Consider the following 16,084-nt stretch of genomic DNA (forward strand, 5'->3'; position numbering starts at 1 on the left):
TAATAGCTTTATAAGTGTATAATTATACAAATCGAAAATAAAATAAGAAACCTTAACCTCAAGGTATTTCGAAGATATGAGTATAATAGACAAAGATCGCTTAGATAAAGCTAAAAGATATTGGCTTAATGATGCTAAAAACTTAGTTACTAGTTTATCTAAATTTCACGGCGATATAAAACTAGATATAATTTCACAAGATTTTACAAAGCTAACTCATTTAGAAGCAAAACTACTAGACACTAAAGAAGCTCTTGTTAGACAGATTACTCTATCTAATAACAATGAAACTTTTGTTTTTGCTAGAACAATCGTACCCCAAAATACCTATAATTTTTTTACTCAAGAGCTAGATGGCTTAGGCACAAAGCCAATAGGTGATAATCTACTTTTTGATAAATCAAAATTTTATCGAGATGAGTTTATAATTCGTCAACTCTCAACTCAAGATTTTCACCAAGAAACTGGTAGAAACCAACAGCATGAAATATTCTCGCGCAGTTCTATTTTTGAGTATAAAAATGACAAAAAACTTAAATTTCTAATTACAGAATATTTTCTAATTTTACCGGGACAATATGATGTTTAGTAAAGAAAAGTTAAATGCATACTTTATGCTAATGAGGCTACACCGCCCTATCCCAATTCTTTTGATACTATGGCCTACTCTTACAGCTTTAGTTTTAGCAGATCATGGAGTACCAAATATTAAATATTGGATTATCTTTACTCTTGGGGTTGTAATTATGCGTACAGTTGGCTGTATTGTTAATGATATTGCAGATATTGATTTTGACAAGCATGTTGCCCGTACTAGCACTCGACCCTTAACTAGTGGCAAACTTAGTGTGAAGAATGCATTATACTTATGTCTCGTTCTTACTCTAGTAGCTTTCACCTGTGTATTATTTTTAAACTTATACACAATTTTACTATCATTTGTTGCACTATTTTTAGCAGTACTATACCCATTTTGTAAAAGATTCTTTGCTGTACCTCAACTAGTGTTAGGGTTGGCTTTTAACTTTGGTATTTTTATGGCTTTCTCAGCTATACAAAACAAAATACCCCTAGAGGCTTTAATTTTTTATTTATCAACAATCTGTTGGACTATAGCTTATGACACGGTATATGCACTAGCAGATAGGGATTTTGATCTAGAAATAGGTATAAAATCATCAGCTGTTTTATTTGGTGATAAAGTATTTAAATATATATTTTTATTTAACTTTATCTCTCTAGTGTTACTTTTAATTTTGGGGATATATTGCCACTTTAATATAATCTTCTATTTAGGAGTGATCGTATCTGCATTATTTTTTATCAAAAATTATTTTATCTACAAAAAACTAGGCATCACAAATTGTATAAAAGCCTTTTCTGATAATCATTGGGTAGGATTAATAATTTTCGTTATTGTATTGCTTCAATTTTATTAAGATAAAATTATGATAAAAGTTTTTTATGATGGTAAATGTGGCATTTGCTCTAAAGAAATAAATTACTATAAAAATATAGCTGCTAAAGATATTTTTTCTTGGATTAATATAACAGAAATTGATGATTCTATTTTGAATGATGAAAATTTAGATAAAATTGAATGCCTAAAAATACTACATGTAAAAGATGTTAATAATAACTTATATAAAGGTATTGATGCTTTTATCTTAATATGGAAACAATTACCAAAATGGAAAGTCTTAGCTAGACTTGTCAATTTACCAGTCATATATAGCATATTCAAAATTCTATATAATTTATTTGCAAAATACCGATTTAAGCAAATAAAATACTGTAACACAGATAAGCAATAAAGGAGAAAAAAATGAATTTAGCAATAGGTGCTATTCTAGGTTTTATTTCAGTAGCTTTTGGAGCATATGCTGAACATGGCCTCAAAACGCAAATTTCAACTGAACATTTTGATTTTATAATGATAGCTTTACGTTACAATCAAATATACGCAATTATGATTAGTGGGATTGGTATAGTTCTTTTAAGTAGTAAGCAACTTGGTCAAAGCGTATTACTTCAACTAAGTAGCTTATTTTTTATAATTGGTACTATATTATTTAGCTTTAGCATTTATATTTCTGTAACTTATAATATACCTAGTATTTTAAAATTAGCTCCAATCGGTGGCACTAGTCTAATGATAGGATGGCTAGCTTTAAGCTTAACTGGTATTTTTTACAAGAAAGGTTTAAAAAGAGATTTAAAAAACTAAAAAAGACTCGATAAACTTAGCATAATGCACAAGATCACAAGAAATATTACAAATAAAGGCAAAATAAATCTTAACCAACTTAAATAATTAACTCGGGCAGTAGCTAAATATGCTAAAAGCATTCCCGATGTTGGTGTAACTATATTTGACAACCCATTTCCAAATAAGAATGCTGAAACAGTACTTTGAGCCGATACATGTAACTGATGCCCAACAGGAACTAATATTGGTAATGTTACAGCTGCTTGTCCTGAAGTTGAAGGAATTAAAACATCTAAAATCATCTGGATAAACATCATGATATTAGTAGAAACAACACCATCCCCAAACTGCAATAGATGACTTAATTCATAAATTATAGTATCTAAAATCATAGATTTTTTTAATAAAATATCAACAGCTCCAGCCATTCCAATTAAAACTGCTGCTAAAACCATTCTACGCATCCCAGATATAAATGCTTCAGCCGCAGCACTTGGATTTAGACGAGCAACTATTGAAATTAATAAAGAAAATATAATATAAAAAGTACTCAATTGATTAGTATTCCATGCCCAATGATGTTGAGCATAAATTAAGAAAACTATCGCTATAACTATTAAAACTAGTAATGAAGAACTTGTCTTATCAAGCTTTTGTGTTTTATCATGATTTATAGCTACGGGTGTAACAGCTAGCTTCTTAATATAAAAAAACATATATGCACAACCAGCAACCAATAATAATATGTAAGTACAAAAACGAAATGGTATACCACTTAATACTGGAATACCTGCGATTGGTTGGGCAACAGATAGTGCAAAAGGATTAGTTACAGATGCTATATAACCTAGTTTAGCTGAAATAGCAACAACAGCAAGACCCACTAAATTAGATAGTCCAAAACGTGCCATCAAAGCTACTATAATAGGAATAATAATTAGATATTCAGATATCAATCCTACAAAAGTACTGCCTAAACTTAAGATAATCATTAAAGCAAAAGTAAGCAAATATAGGTTTGCCTTAGTTAATACTAATAAACGATCTATACCTTTTTCTATCAATCCTGTTTCTTGCAATACACCAAACATTCCACCAATAATTAATACCATCATTATTAAAGTAGAGTAATTTTTAAATCCATCAGGTATCGCTAAAAATATATCTAAAATCCCTAAACCAGAAGAGGTTTGCTTAGAGTGAACTATAAATAGATTTGCTAAACTAAAGTGGGTATTATTAATCGCTGTATAACTATTTGGAATAACATTTTTACCACTATAAGAAAAAGTACCCGATGGAATTAAATAACTTAAAACCAAGCATAGAAAAAGAACTATTAACATCAACAATACAGGATGCAATAGCTTCTTTGATTTATTACTTTTATTATCCATAACTTTTCCTAATTATTAGCTAGTTTAGTTTTAACATAATCAGAAAGCTTTCGGCTTAAAATACCAAGATTAATCTGTAAATCAATAAACCCTTCTTTTTTTACATAACGAGTTTCGTCCAAATACAAAGCTCGATTAATTTCTATTTGCACACTATGAATATTCACATCAGGGTTGCCACAACTACGAACTATATCTCCTCCTTTATATGGATTATTATAGCTAACGCTATATCCTTGAGACTCCAGAGTATCAATGCATAATTTTACAAACTCTTTTTCGCTTGTTGTTCCTTCGGCATCACTTATTACAAAATCAGGTCTAGGTGCTCCAGCATCAATATTCATCTTATTACCTTTTGATTTCATTGAGTGACAATCAACATGATAAACTCGACCAAATTTAGCTTTCTTCTCTTGAAGTAAATCTGCTAATGTATTGCGATAAGGAAGATAATATTTATCAATTCTACCTGCAACTTCATCAACAGATAACTTACATATATACATTGGCTGATTTGGTAATGCATATCTACGAATAAGTCCCATTCCTCTTTTTGAATAATCGGTAATATTAATTTCTCTAGTCCATTCCCCATCAATCAAATCTAAATCAATATCTGTTACCGCTCTATTTGGATCAATAAATGCTCGAGGAAAAGATGCCGCTAGAATAGTAGCCCCATATTTCAATGACTCTTGCCAGAGTAGATCAACATACCAGTCACAGCCACTCTTTAAGGCATCAATGCTTGCACATGTTTTAAACTCTAAAGGAAAAATAAAACCACTATGTGGAGAGTCAAATAATAAAGGAATTTCTTCGCAAAAAGGCTTATGAATAGTATATGACATAAATTTTAATTATAAATTTTTTATTCACATTTTACTTTTAATCTGCAAATATTAAAAGAAAGTATTCAACACTTACTTTAGTTATTTAGTTTATAGGATCAACTTTTTGATAAAACATCTTTGAAATATGGCGGAGAGGAAGAGATTCGAACTCTCGATAGTCGTTAAACTATACACGCTTTCCAGGCGTGCTCCTTCAACCACTCGGACACCTCTCCAAAGAAATATAAAGTATACAGTAAAAGCTTATATTTTCAACTTTTTAGATCACCATAATAATACCTGAAACAAACATCAATATTATGAATAGCGACTTAAGTAATCTTGGAGATATAACACCTAAGTAGTTTACAGCCATAAGACTTCCTAATAAAGCAAATGGTATTGAAGATAAAAGCAAAGGTATACTTAAATAACCAAGTGTTGATGGAACATTTACAGACACCCCACAAGTAAGCATAAGTGTACCAATACCTGCTGTAATAAATACACATACACTAGTAGTTGCTATTGCTTTTTTTATATCGGTACCAATTTTAACAAAAAACATCGTTGCAAATGTTGATGAGCTAGCTAATACACTCAATATTCCACAAAGACCAAATATACTATATCTAGAAGTTCTTGGAAGCTTTATAACTTTATTATCATTATGAGATATCATCCAAATTCCACTACCAAATAGTAAAAATGCAAATATTACCTTTAACAAATCAGTATTTATATATTTAGCTATTAAGCCTCCTAAAATAGACCCTATCGCTAAATATAGTAGATAATACCTAAGCTCTCCTAGATGAATATTGCCTCTTTTATAATGCTTGTATGTAGCCATTAAACTAAGAAATACCGACATCCCAAAACAAGTTGTTAAGGCTATTTGCATTGCAAAAGCTGGTCCATAAACATGGACTATAATATAATAAAATGCTGGCACTGCTATCAAACCAGCACCACCACCAAGTAAAGTAGATATAAAGCTAGCTGTAAAACCAACTATAGCTCCTAAGATAATTAACATATTTTTTTCCTTTTAAAATTATTTGAGGTAGTTATAAACAGTAGCTCGACTAACACCTAATGCTCTAGCTATGTATTGACTTGCGTTTTTACCATCTAATGCACCTTGATTTTTGAGCTCCAAGATTAAGTCTTTTTTCTGAGAACGAGTCATATTATCTATTGATAAGCTTTTTTCAATACAATACTTTTGCACAAATTTGTTTATTTTCTCATATAATGTATCTTTGAATAGACTCTGATTTTGCTCAGACATTTTATCGTCGTTATTACTTAAAAATGCATTTATTAATCCTTGATACTTATCAAAGATAGAAATATCTAAATTTACACAAAGTGTCCCAATAACATTGCCTTTATCATTCTCAATTACAGTAATAATACTTTTGATCTTACGACCATCATAATTAAGCTTTTCATAAGGTCCTATTACTTTAGGGAGCTCGTCATAAACATCTAAGCCAATATGATCCATATATGAAGAATCTCCCACTTCTCTTTTAGATATAGGATTAAAAATAGCTTTTATTTGCTTTTTTTTAAGATCATGAATTACTACTTCAGCAAAAGGGTATAGCAACTTACTTATAGCCTCGGCTATATTAGAATATTCTTCAAATTTAGATTTCATTAGAGTCTTACTTAGATATTTTTAGATATTATATTCCAAGTTAGACTAAAGTGTCAATAAATTATCTAGTAAAAGATCTATTTAGTATTAATATTTCGGCGTATATTAATAAGATTGACAATAATTGGACCAACTATATTTTGCCAAATTGCATAAAAAGTTGCTGCTATGGCAGCCTGATTACCAAAAAACACCAAAGCTATCACAATTCCTAGCCCAACATCTAAGATACTAAACTCAAAAAGCAATGCTAACCTACTATCAATATCCAAACCTAAAATCTTTCCGATTAAATACCCAACTATATTGGCAAATAAACTAAGAACTATGACACTTATAATGATATCTACAGGTACAAGTATTATAGTACCTTTATTTAATGCCGTTACTACCATCACTATTAAGATAATCAAAAGAATTGGAATATTAGATATTTTATTTAAACTCGACTTGCTCAATTTACTAAACTTACTGATTAAGACTCCTAAAACTATTGGAACAATAACTATTATTGCCATAGTTTCAAACATACCAAACCAATCTAACTTAATACTCTTTGAGAAAAATATATAAATAATTAATGGCATAAAGATTGGCGCTAACAATGTTGTTAAGAAAGTTAAACTAACAGTAAGTGAAATATTTGCTCTAGCCAATAATGCCATCACACCAGATGCAGTACCTCCAGGACAAGCTCCTACAATAACTAAACCTATCAATGCAGTTAAACCCAACCCAAAAAACTTGCCAATTATAAAAGCGGCTATTGATGTAACTGTTAATTTTAATAGCAATATAATGACCAGTTTCCATTTAAGATTAGCTACTTTAACAAAATCTTTTGCTTGTAAATGTAAACCTATAATTAACATAATAGCAGCTAATAAATAAGTAATATAAGGCTTTAATGGTATAAATACAGATGGCATTAAAATTGCTAAAGAAACCCCAGCTATCACTATAATTGCAAAGTATTTTTGGATAAAATTCATTTTTTAATTAAGTAAATTCTTTTAACCTATTTTACTATATAAGCTAACTATAAGAATAGATTCTCAGCTTTTATAACACTAAAAATAAAAAAACAAGTTTGGAAAACTATAGCATATTGATATAATGAAATTGTTAGACTATTAACTCATATAACAAACAACAACCTCGTGAGGTGAAATTATGATGAAGAAAAAACCAATAATAATAGCAACGCTGTTAGCAGCTTCTATGTCGATTACATCATGTACAACTGCGGCTGTTGCTGTAACAGGTTTAGTTTTAGCCAGTGTTGCAGTAGGTGCTTTAGCATATAAATGGATGGAAAACCCTGATGCATATAATGCTTATGCTAAAAATAGAGAAACTGTATTTGCTGCTGCTACAGAAGTATTAAAAGAAAATAAATATGTTACAAAACAGCAAACTGTTGATGAGAAGAAATCTGAGATCAAAGCGGTATCTCCAACAGGCGACACTATTGACATAGTAGTCCAATCTGCTAAAAACAATCCTAACCAATCTGCTCTCTATATTAAAGATGATAGTAAAACAAATGCTACAATCGTACTTAATCAAATTAATCAGAAACTTGCAGATTCAAAATAATATATAAATAGTTTCTATCTAGCAATTAGCTACTTAACCATAAAACAGACACTATGGAGCAATCTCTTTACCGTCCCATGCAAAACATTTACCACTATCTTCTACTCTCAAACCATCTAACACTTCAACTAACTTACGAGCTGAATACTCAGGTGTAAAAAGCTTTCCTTGAAGTACTCTTGCTTGAAAAGGTTCTGATAAATGACTATCAACAGTCCCTGGATGTACCCCAACTATTACAGCGTTTGGATTTACACGCTTAGTTTCAATACTTGCCGTTTTGATAAACATATTTAAAGCAGCTTTTGAAGCTCTATAAGCATACCAACCGCCAAACTGATTATCAGAAATACTACCAACTCGTGCAGAAATAGCTGCAAATACAGACTTAGTATCTTTTGCTAATTTAGGTATAAAGTGTTTTGCAACTAGAGCTGGAAATATTGTATTTGCTTGAAAAAGCTCAACAAATTTATCAGCAGATAACTCTCTTAATGCTTTCTCAGGCATTATATCTTGTACGTGCAATATACCAGTAGCTACAAAAATTAAATTAACAGCTCCTGATTTTTCATAGACATATTTTGCAGCTTTCTCAATTGTTGATTCATTACAGTAATCAATATATTGATAAACCACATCATCTATACGATTAGTTACTTTAGTACGTGAAAAAGCATATATATTTGCATCCGGGCACAAATACCTTAATCTCTTAGTTACAGCATGACCTATAGAACCAGAAGCACCTATAACAACTATATTACTACTCACAATACTCTCCCGAATAAAGATTTAGTACTCTAAGTATACAAATAAGATTATGGATTTTTTATACAGATAAATAAATATTAAGAAAGTTTAATAAATAAGGTTAGCCAAAATTCCAACCCAATGGTATAGCTAATCCGAATAATCTTTGAAACCGTTTTTGTCATCATAAGGCTGCTGATACATAATTTGTAAAGACTTTCAATAAATGTGAAAAGGTCACTGAGCGGAGTCGAAGTGCTTATTTTGATAAATTTGTATTAATCAGCAATTAGATCATATTCAGTAGACTCAGTGATTTCAACATTAGCAAACTCACCTACTTTTAGACCTCTTTCTGCTGCATCACCAACAATAACTTGTCCATCTACTTCTGGTGCATCATATCTTGTACGCCCAATAGCATAGTTTTCGTCAGGATTTATTGAATCAATTATAATTTGTTGTTCTGTACCAACAAAGCCTTCAAGCTTATCTGCACTTATTTGAGCTTGTAACCCCATAAACTCATCTAGTCTTTGTTGCTTAATTTCTTCGGAAATCAGATTATCAAATTGATTAGCTTTAGCACCTTCTACTTCAGAGTATTTAAAACAACCTACTCTATCTAGTTGAGCTTTTTCAGCAAACTCTAATAAATGCTCAAAATCAGCTTCTGTCTCACCAGGGAAACCAACTATAAAGGTACTACGAATAGTTATATCAGGGCAAATATCACGCCATTTATTAATTCTATCAAGAGTTTTTTGCGTATGTGCTGGGCGCTTCATTCTCTTTAAAACTTCTGGCGATGAATGCTGCAAAGGCACATCCAAATAAGGAAGTATCTTTCCTTGAGCCATAAGTGGTACAATCTTATCAACATGCGGATACGGGTATACATAATGCATTCTTGTCCACATATCTAAATCACCAAGAGCTGTAGCAAGGTCTAAAATATTACTTTGATATTCTTTATCATTCCATATTCCTGGCTTATATTTAATATCAACACCGTATGCAGATGTATCTTGTGATATTACAAGTAGCTCTTTGACACCAGCATTTTTAAGCTTTTCAGCTTCTTTCATGATATTGTCTATAGAACGACTTTTCAGCTTACCACGAATATCTGGAATAATACAAAAAGTACAAGTATTATTACATCCTTCAGAAATTTTCAAATATGAATAATGTCTTGGAGTAAGTTTAATTCCTTGTGGTGGTACCAAAGATACAAAATCATTAGCAAATATAGGTGCATGCGTATGCACTGCTTCTATCAAGTTCTCATAATCCTGAGGGCCAGTAATGCTTAGAACTTCTGGATGTTTTTCTTTGATTAAATCAGCTTTATTACCTAAACAACCTGTTACTAAAACCTTACCATTCTCAGCAATTGCCTCACCAATAACTTCCAAAGACTCATCAATTGCAGAATTTAAAAATCCACACGTATTAACGATAACCATATCAGCATTATCATAACTATCAACCAAGTCATAACCTTCGGCTTTTAACTTTGTAATAATACGCTCAGAATCAACAAGATTCTTAGGACAGCCTAAACTAACAAAACCAATTTTAGGAATTTTAATCATAATAATTAAACTTAATAAAAAATTATGGACTATTGTAGATGAATTTAACTAAAAAAAATAGCTAAAGATAAATTTAGGTCTAGTAATTAGATTGAGCAGAAGAATCAGTTTGGTCACATTTAACACCAAAATCAAGCTCAGTTCTTCTATCTAAATAGTATGCTTTTTCAGAAGCTTTATACATGCAAGCATCATTTACACCATCTGTACAGAATTCATCATAGAATTTAGTCGGCTCTGCTGCAGGTTTTAATTTACCATAGCTAACAACACAGATTTGATCTTTATTTACACCTTTATTTAATAGATAGTTATAAACAGATTCTGCACGTTTTTGGCCTAGATTAAAGTTATACTTCTCGCTTCCTCTAGGGTCAGTATTACCAGATAGCTTAATTGGTTGATTTGGATGACCTATCAAATAATCCGCTGTTTTATCTAAACAGTCTTTAGCATCATCAGTGATGTTATAGCTATCAAAACCAAAGTATACAGATCTACAATTAATACCCATAAGTTCTTTTTTCATTTGATCAACTTCATCTGAACTTAAATTATCAGATCCATAAATCTGTGAAGACATTTGTAAAGCTTGTGAACTATCAACTCCAGCATACTTATCTTTGATTAAATCACTGTTATCCGGTCTAGTACTAGAACAGCTCGCTAACATAAGTACCGAACCTACTACCGCTATGCTTAAAAGACTCTTTTTCATAGTTTACAACTCCTATTTAATTTATATTACGCAACATTATCAAAACTTGTGGTTTCAAAATTACCACCATCATCAGCAAATCCAGTATACCCACTGCCATACTTTTGACCTGATTTAAGTGTACTAAAGAATCCAGGTCCAGATGTTTCATTTAATGCAGAGCCACTAAGATCAGCATCAGCATTTGCTTGTAAAGGAGGACCTTTATACCAGGCACACCCAGTTAATAATGCTGCGATAATAACGAAGGTGTAAAATTTAGTAAAAATCCTCATGTAAGCCCCTTAATAGTTTCTTGGAGACCAGCTTGGTGACTGAATTATAGTACTACCATTATTTGCAGTCTCAACACTAAAGTGATTATCTCCATCTAATGATACCATATCTAAAGAACTATAACCTTTCGAATTTGTAGAAATATATGCAATCATATTACCATATGGTGATATAGTTGGTGAACTATCAGACTTACCTTTTGTTAAAGTAGTTATATTTCCACTAGCTAAATTAAAATCTGCTATTTGAATACCACTTGATCGTGATCTTTGATACATAAACACTATATCTCTACCATTAGGAGTATAGTTAGGCTCATATCCTTGATATATTTTACTACTTAATCTTGAAGATTGCGGATATTTAGAGTTAACTGGAGCAACATAAATATTCGGTCTACCGTTACCTCTATCTGATGTAAATACAATACTTCTACCATTCGGTGAGAATTTTGGTGCAGTATTTATACCATTTATAGTTAGTCTCTTAAGAGCTTTTGTCGCCAAATTCATAATATAGATATTTGTCTGATCAGAATAGCCTTTAGATAAAGCTAAAGCGATACTCTTATCATCCGGAGAGAATGATGGTGAGCTGTTGATACCTTTAAAGTTAGGTAAACGAGTAACTTTTCCGGTAGCTATTTGCAAGTCATAAACTCCCATACTACCACCACTATAGCTTGAGTAAACAATATCCTTGCCATCTGTGGACCATGATGGTGTTGCAATAGGATTATCAGTTTGTCTAAGTACAGTATGCTTATTAAAACCATCATAATCAGATATAACAAGTTCATAAACTCTGCCATATCTAGCATATGGATTACTTACCTTAACATACGCAAGTTTTGTTAAGAAAAAGCCTTGCTCTCCAGTAAGTTTTTTATAAACATAGTTTGAAATCTTATGTGCTAAAGTCCTCATAAGAGAAACATTAATATTTTTATATATAACTGACTGAATATAGCTTGTATCATTTCTCTTAAGGATCTGAACCTCTATAGTATAGTTATTATATGAATTTTTAGTATATTTAGTTAAAACAACATAGTCACCTTTGACTTTTTTCCAAGGAATATCATGCTTTTGCTTTATCTCATATTTTATAGTGTCTGAACCTTGTAATTTAGCATTGTGATTAAGATCTGCAATGATTACGGAGTTCACATCTTGAGGAAACTGGTCCACGACATCATTACTCATTACCGAAACTAAAGGCTTTTGTATGACACCTGTTGTTACTTCTGCAACTAAGTCTGCGTATATATTAGATACTACAAAAATTAATACTGAAAAGCTCAAAATGATTTTTTTCATTATTATTCCTTATCAAGTTTGTTTAAATATAAAACTTATATTTTCTGTTTGTATAGTTTTTCGCGCCGCACTATTTGAAATCTGCGGAGGCGTTGTATTCTTAATCGCATTAATTAAAGACTGATCACATCTATAGCTACCAGAAGTACCAGTTAGTTTAATAAATTTACCATCTCTAATAATCGCTCTTGGTAAGTTATAGATTCCACGACATGGATCTTTAATCCAATTGTCACCAACTCTAGTTTGGTACTCTGCTATATAGCTAGAAATTGCCCTTTGAGCTTGATTTTGCTCAGCCTCTCTTTTAGCTGCGGCTATTGCTTCAGCTCTTGCTTTTGCTAATCTGTCTTGACGAGCTTTACGCTCAGCTTCTAGCTTAGCTTGTTTTTGTTGTTCTAATTTACGTTGCTTCTCTTGCTCTTTTCGTTTAGCTTCTTCTTCAGCCTTTTTCTTAGCATTTTCTTTAGCTTTACGCACTGCTTCTAATTTAGCTTGTTTTTGTTGTTCTCGTTTACGCTGTTTTTCTTGCTCTTTTCGCTTAGCCTCTAAAGCAGCTTTCTTTTTCGCTTCAATTCGTGCTCTACGCTCTGCTTCTGCTTTTTGCTTCATCAATAACTTATGTTTTTGCAAAGCCTCTTGCTTGGCTTGCTTTACATCTTGTCTAGCTTGACGTATCTCTTGCTGATGATTCTCATAATTAGATATTTGCTTATTTAGTTCACTGCTACTTATTGATGTTGCTTGAATTACTTGCATTTGCTTTGGAGTATTTGCAACCTCAGCCTTTAAAGATGCAGAGGTGGAATCAAATTTTAAAATACTTATATAAGATAAAATATAAAGGATTACAACTATAGCAACATGTACAAGTATCGCTTTAACCACAAAAGGGTTATGCTCAACTTGTTTTTTAAAAGATTGTAATAATTTCTGGTAATTAAGATTTGCCATCTTCTGTGACTAACCCCACTTTATCAACGCCTGCTCTTTGGATAAGAGCCATTGCTTTTACTACCTCTCCATAACTAGCACTACTATCACCCCTAACATATACTGGCTTACCAGGATTCTGTTGTGATAATTTAATTACAGCATTTGCAAGACTTGTAGGACTTAGCGGCGCCTTTGGATCACTAACCCCTTGGTTAACAAAATACTCACCTTGCTTATTTACAGTAACAACTATTGGCTTACTATCATTAGATGGAATTTTTTCTGACTTAGCTTTTGGTAAATCAACTTTTACACCTTGAGTTAAAATAGGTGTAGTAATCATAAAAATAACCAATAGCACCAGCATAACATCAATGTAGGGAACTACATTGATTTGCACCATTGGTCTCTTTTTCCTGTAAAATTTTTTATTTCTTTTTCTCATATCTAAAAGCCTTTATTAGCTTTCTTGATTTTGATGATGTACTTGATCCCTATGTGCTTCTTTTAAAAGCAAGATACATAAATCATCTTGAAATGATTCATAACCAGATAATACATCGTCTACCTGATTTGACAATCTACTATGTCCAATAACTGCTGGAATAGCAACAAATAACCCAAGAGCCGTTGCAATAAGAGCCTCTGCAATATGAGGTGCAACAACAGATATTGTAGCTTGCTCAACACCACCAAGAGTATTAAATGAAGACATAATTCCCCAAACAGTACCTACTAGACCAATATATGGAGCAACTGCACCAATTGTACCTAATGCCGGAAGCTTTCTATCTAATTCTTTAGCTTCTTGAGCAATTGCTATACTTACAGTTCTTTCCATACCTTCAAGTATAGTATCACCTTTTAAAATACCAGTTTCTTTAAGATTATTAAATTCTCGTAATGCCGAACAAAATATTATTGATTTACCAAAGATATTTTCTTTATGCTGTAAGTAATAATCATAAAGCTTTTGTATATGATGACCTGCCCAAAATAACTTATCAAACTGTGCTTGTTCATGACAGTATTTTTTTACACGATTATTCACCTCAAGCATTATAGCCCAAGAGTAAACTGACATAGCAATCAAAGCTATCATTATAAGCTGGACAATAAAGTTTGCATGCCATATCAACTGAACTAGAGAAAGAGAGTTATCTTGCATAATTAATCCTAAAAATTTATGTTTCTATACTTTTTCACATATCTGTTCGCAACATTATACGTAAAGATTTTAAAATTATAAACAGTTAAGTTTAGTTAAATTATACATAAATCTGATATTATTATTAATAATATATAATTTAATTATTAATAATATTTCAAGCATGAGAAAGATAAAATTTTTATCATTAAGTATTACTAGTTTAGCATTAATGTCATGCTCAACCTCGGCAGATGATCAATTTAAGTATGTAACTCCACCACCTACACAACAAAATATCGACTCAAACGATTCTTCAGTAACACCAAATAAGAAAGAATCAACAAATAATGGGAATGAAACTTTTAATAAACAAATTTAATTAAAGAATCAGAAGGATAGTCTTAGCTTGCTTAAAAAGTAAAGTTAAGAATCAGCATCAACTATTTTTTTGCCATCGACGCTCGATTTAGCATTTAAGTCACTATTCTTCATTTTTTGCTTATATTTATAATGAGAAATTGGACCAGACAAAGCATACCCGATCATTATTAAATAAAGTAACTTTTCAGGCATTGTAAATAGCATTAAAATAATCAATATAAAGCAAATAACATAAATTTTGCTAATATTCCCATGACCATCACTATCTTTAAAACTTCTGAATTTAATATCACTAACCATCATAAACGCCAAATATAAAGCTGTAAATGCAGTAAGACCTACAACCACAATACTTGAAAATGTTGAGTCTCCTACTAAAAATCTTTGACCCATCCAAATAAGTCCAGAAATTGTAACAGCGCCTGCTGGACATGGCATACCATAGAAATATAACTTACGCTCAAGGATATCATCTTCACTAAGATCTTTTGGCGCTGGTTGAGTATCAAATTTAGCTAATCTTAAAGCTACTGCTAATAAATATAGAAAACAAATTGCTGCACCTAAAGAGCCTAAATTATGCAATGTCCAAAAATACATAACTAAAGCCGGAGTCGCTCCAAAAGAAACAACATCTGCTAAGCTATCTAAAGCTGCACCAAACTCTGTTTGTGTATGAGTATATCTAGCTACTCTACCATCAAAAGCATCTGCAAAACCAGATAACAACATATATACAGCGCATGAAATAAAACTCTCTTGAAATGCGGATATAATGGCTAAAAAAGCAAATAATAAACTAGCACTAGTAAATAAACTAGGAAGTATATATTTAGATTTTTTCATATCTATATTTTCTAACAACCACATAGTATACCTTTTATTTTATTAAATCAGGCCTTAGTTTTTTTGCCTCATGCAAGTAAACGTGCCTGATATCATCCTGACTCTTTTCTGTATTATATGTCAACATAACTCGAATACAAAGCTCTAAAGCATCATCACACATCATTTGCTGACAATCTATTAAGGGAACACTAGTTAGACCCACCTCTCTTGCGGCAACCGCAGGAAAGGTTGAAGTTATATCAGATGTTGCAGTAAATATTATATTTACAATATCTTTAGTCTCAACAGCATTCTTCGTCAAAATATAGTATAAAAGCTCTTTTGTGGCTTCGATGACGTTTTCTTTGGTATCCTTTATTATTGTTGTTGCGCCTCTTATAGACCTTTGCATAAG

The 16,084-nt window shown here is 31.5% G+C and carries 21 protein-coding genes and 1 tRNA gene; 6 read left to right on the forward strand and 16 right to left on the reverse strand.

Going from position 1 to position 16,084, the window contains the following annotated elements; genetic code table 11:
• Window positions 1-76: 76 nt before the first annotated feature.
• Genes F3D62_RS02740 through F3D62_RS02755 form a run of 4 tightly spaced genes read left to right on the forward strand, consistent with a single transcriptional unit; the run spans window position 77 to window position 2,227 of the window.
• The gene (locus tag F3D62_RS02740) at window positions 77-589 is read left to right on the forward strand and encodes a chorismate--pyruvate lyase family protein (protein WP_150466722.1); all 513 of its coding nucleotides are present in this window, start codon (window positions 77-79) and stop codon (window positions 587-589) included.
• A complete protein-coding gene (gene ubiA / locus F3D62_RS02745; RefSeq protein ID WP_150466723.1) occupies window positions 582-1,439 on the forward strand; it encodes a 4-hydroxybenzoate octaprenyltransferase in 858 nt (285 codons plus the stop codon). Before F3D62_RS02740 ends, ubiA begins: the two co-directional genes overlap by 8 nt.
• Before the next feature lie 9 nt (window positions 1,440-1,448).
• Window positions 1,449-1,814, forward strand: coding sequence for a thiol-disulfide oxidoreductase DCC family protein (locus tag F3D62_RS02750; RefSeq protein WP_150466724.1), 366 nt, complete (start codon window positions 1,449-1,451; stop codon window positions 1,812-1,814).
• A gap of 11 nt (window positions 1,815-1,825) precedes the next feature.
• Window positions 1,826-2,227, forward strand: a complete 402-nt coding sequence (locus F3D62_RS02755; protein ID WP_150466725.1) for a DUF423 domain-containing protein — start codon at window positions 1,826-1,828, stop codon at window positions 2,225-2,227.
• Here F3D62_RS02755 and F3D62_RS02760 read toward each other — a convergent pair.
• The 6 genes from F3D62_RS02760 to F3D62_RS02785 all read right to left on the reverse strand — a co-directional run bounded on the left by F3D62_RS02760 (window position 2,224) and on the right by F3D62_RS02785 (window position 7,103).
• Entirely contained in the window at window positions 2,224-3,606 is a 1,383-nt protein-coding gene (locus F3D62_RS02760; protein ID WP_150466726.1) for a YfcC family protein, read from the reverse strand. The genes F3D62_RS02755 and F3D62_RS02760 overlap by 4 nt on opposite strands.
• 8 nt (window positions 3,607-3,614) lie before the next feature.
• Window positions 3,615-4,460, reverse strand: a complete 846-nt coding sequence (locus F3D62_RS02765; RefSeq protein WP_150466727.1) for an N-formylglutamate amidohydrolase — start codon at window positions 4,458-4,460, stop codon at window positions 3,615-3,617.
• Window positions 4,461-4,588: 128 nt separating this feature from the next.
• Window positions 4,589-4,678: transfer RNA gene (locus F3D62_RS02770), tRNA-Ser, on the reverse strand.
• A 44-nt stretch (window positions 4,679-4,722) separates the two neighbouring features.
• A complete protein-coding gene (locus tag F3D62_RS02775) occupies window positions 4,723-5,481 on the reverse strand; it encodes a sulfite exporter TauE/SafE family protein (RefSeq protein WP_150466728.1) in 759 nt (252 codons plus the stop codon).
• Window positions 5,482-5,499: 18 nt separating this feature from the next.
• Window positions 5,500-6,111, reverse strand: coding sequence for a transcriptional regulator (locus F3D62_RS02780; RefSeq protein WP_150466729.1), 612 nt, complete (start codon window positions 6,109-6,111; stop codon window positions 5,500-5,502).
• Window positions 6,112-6,188: 77 nt separating this feature from the next.
• Window positions 6,189-7,103, reverse strand: a complete 915-nt coding sequence (locus F3D62_RS02785) for a bile acid:sodium symporter family protein (RefSeq protein WP_150466730.1) — start codon at window positions 7,101-7,103, stop codon at window positions 6,189-6,191.
• Window positions 7,104-7,284: 181 nt separating this feature from the next.
• Between F3D62_RS02785 and F3D62_RS02790 the strand changes: the two genes are divergently transcribed.
• Window positions 7,285-7,710, forward strand: a complete 426-nt coding sequence (locus F3D62_RS02790) for a DUF3568 family protein (RefSeq protein WP_150466731.1) — start codon at window positions 7,285-7,287, stop codon at window positions 7,708-7,710.
• Window positions 7,711-7,761: 51 nt separating this feature from the next.
• Here the strand turns inward: F3D62_RS02790 and F3D62_RS02795 are convergent, their stop codons facing one another.
• The 8 genes from F3D62_RS02795 to tolQ form a co-directional block, all read right to left on the reverse strand.
• The gene (locus F3D62_RS02795) at window positions 7,762-8,484 is read right to left on the reverse strand and encodes an SDR family NAD(P)-dependent oxidoreductase (protein WP_150466732.1); all 723 of its coding nucleotides are present in this window, start codon (window positions 8,482-8,484) and stop codon (window positions 7,762-7,764) included.
• Between the two features lie 257 nt (window positions 8,485-8,741).
• Window positions 8,742-10,061: a 30S ribosomal protein S12 methylthiotransferase RimO gene (gene rimO, locus F3D62_RS02800; RefSeq protein ID WP_150466733.1), complete on the reverse strand. Its 1,320-nt coding sequence runs from the start codon at window positions 10,059-10,061 to the stop codon at window positions 8,742-8,744.
• A gap of 79 nt (window positions 10,062-10,140) precedes the next feature.
• Window positions 10,141-10,779, reverse strand: a complete 639-nt coding sequence (locus F3D62_RS02805) for an OmpA family protein (protein ID WP_150466734.1) — start codon at window positions 10,777-10,779, stop codon at window positions 10,141-10,143.
• A 26-nt stretch (window positions 10,780-10,805) separates the two neighbouring features.
• A complete protein-coding gene (locus tag F3D62_RS02810; protein WP_150466735.1) occupies window positions 10,806-11,054 on the reverse strand; it encodes a hypothetical protein in 249 nt (82 codons plus the stop codon).
• Window positions 11,055-11,063: 9 nt separating this feature from the next.
• Window positions 11,064-12,374 (reverse strand): PD40 domain-containing protein, encoded by a 1,311-nt coding sequence (locus F3D62_RS02815; protein ID WP_150466736.1) that lies wholly within the window; start codon window positions 12,372-12,374, stop codon window positions 11,064-11,066.
• Between the two features lie 12 nt (window positions 12,375-12,386).
• Window positions 12,387-13,328 (reverse strand): cell envelope integrity protein TolA, encoded by a 942-nt coding sequence (gene tolA, locus F3D62_RS02820; RefSeq protein ID WP_150466737.1) that lies wholly within the window; start codon window positions 13,326-13,328, stop codon window positions 12,387-12,389.
• Window positions 13,315-13,755 (reverse strand): protein TolR, encoded by a 441-nt coding sequence (gene tolR, locus F3D62_RS02825; protein WP_150466738.1) that lies wholly within the window; start codon window positions 13,753-13,755, stop codon window positions 13,315-13,317. The genes tolA and tolR overlap by 14 nt, the downstream gene beginning before the upstream one ends.
• Before the next feature lie 15 nt (window positions 13,756-13,770).
• Complete coding sequence (gene tolQ / locus F3D62_RS02830; RefSeq protein ID WP_150466739.1) at window positions 13,771-14,478, reverse strand: protein TolQ; 708 nt, start codon at window positions 14,476-14,478, stop codon at window positions 13,771-13,773.
• Between the two features lie 163 nt (window positions 14,479-14,641).
• Here tolQ and F3D62_RS02835 point away from each other — a divergent pair, with 163 nt between their 5' ends.
• Window positions 14,642-14,839: a hypothetical protein gene (locus tag F3D62_RS02835; protein WP_150466740.1), complete on the forward strand. Its 198-nt coding sequence runs from the start codon at window positions 14,642-14,644 to the stop codon at window positions 14,837-14,839.
• Window positions 14,840-14,883: 44 nt separating this feature from the next.
• Here F3D62_RS02835 and F3D62_RS02840 read toward each other — a convergent pair whose 3' ends face one another.
• Both F3D62_RS02840 and aroH read right to left on the reverse strand, forming a co-directional pair.
• Window positions 14,884-15,711: a CDP-alcohol phosphatidyltransferase family protein gene (locus F3D62_RS02840; RefSeq protein ID WP_150466741.1), complete on the reverse strand. Its 828-nt coding sequence runs from the start codon at window positions 15,709-15,711 to the stop codon at window positions 14,884-14,886.
• 10 nt (window positions 15,712-15,721) lie between these two features.
• Entirely contained in the window at window positions 15,722-16,081 is a 360-nt protein-coding gene (aroH, locus tag F3D62_RS02845; RefSeq protein ID WP_150466742.1) for a chorismate mutase, read from the reverse strand.
• Window positions 16,082-16,084: the final 3 nt, after the last annotated feature.

Origin of the sequence: Francisella sp. SYW-9 (assembly GCF_008711465.1) — a bacterium.
Classification (GTDB): Bacteria; Pseudomonadota; Gammaproteobacteria; order Francisellales; family Francisellaceae; genus Francisella.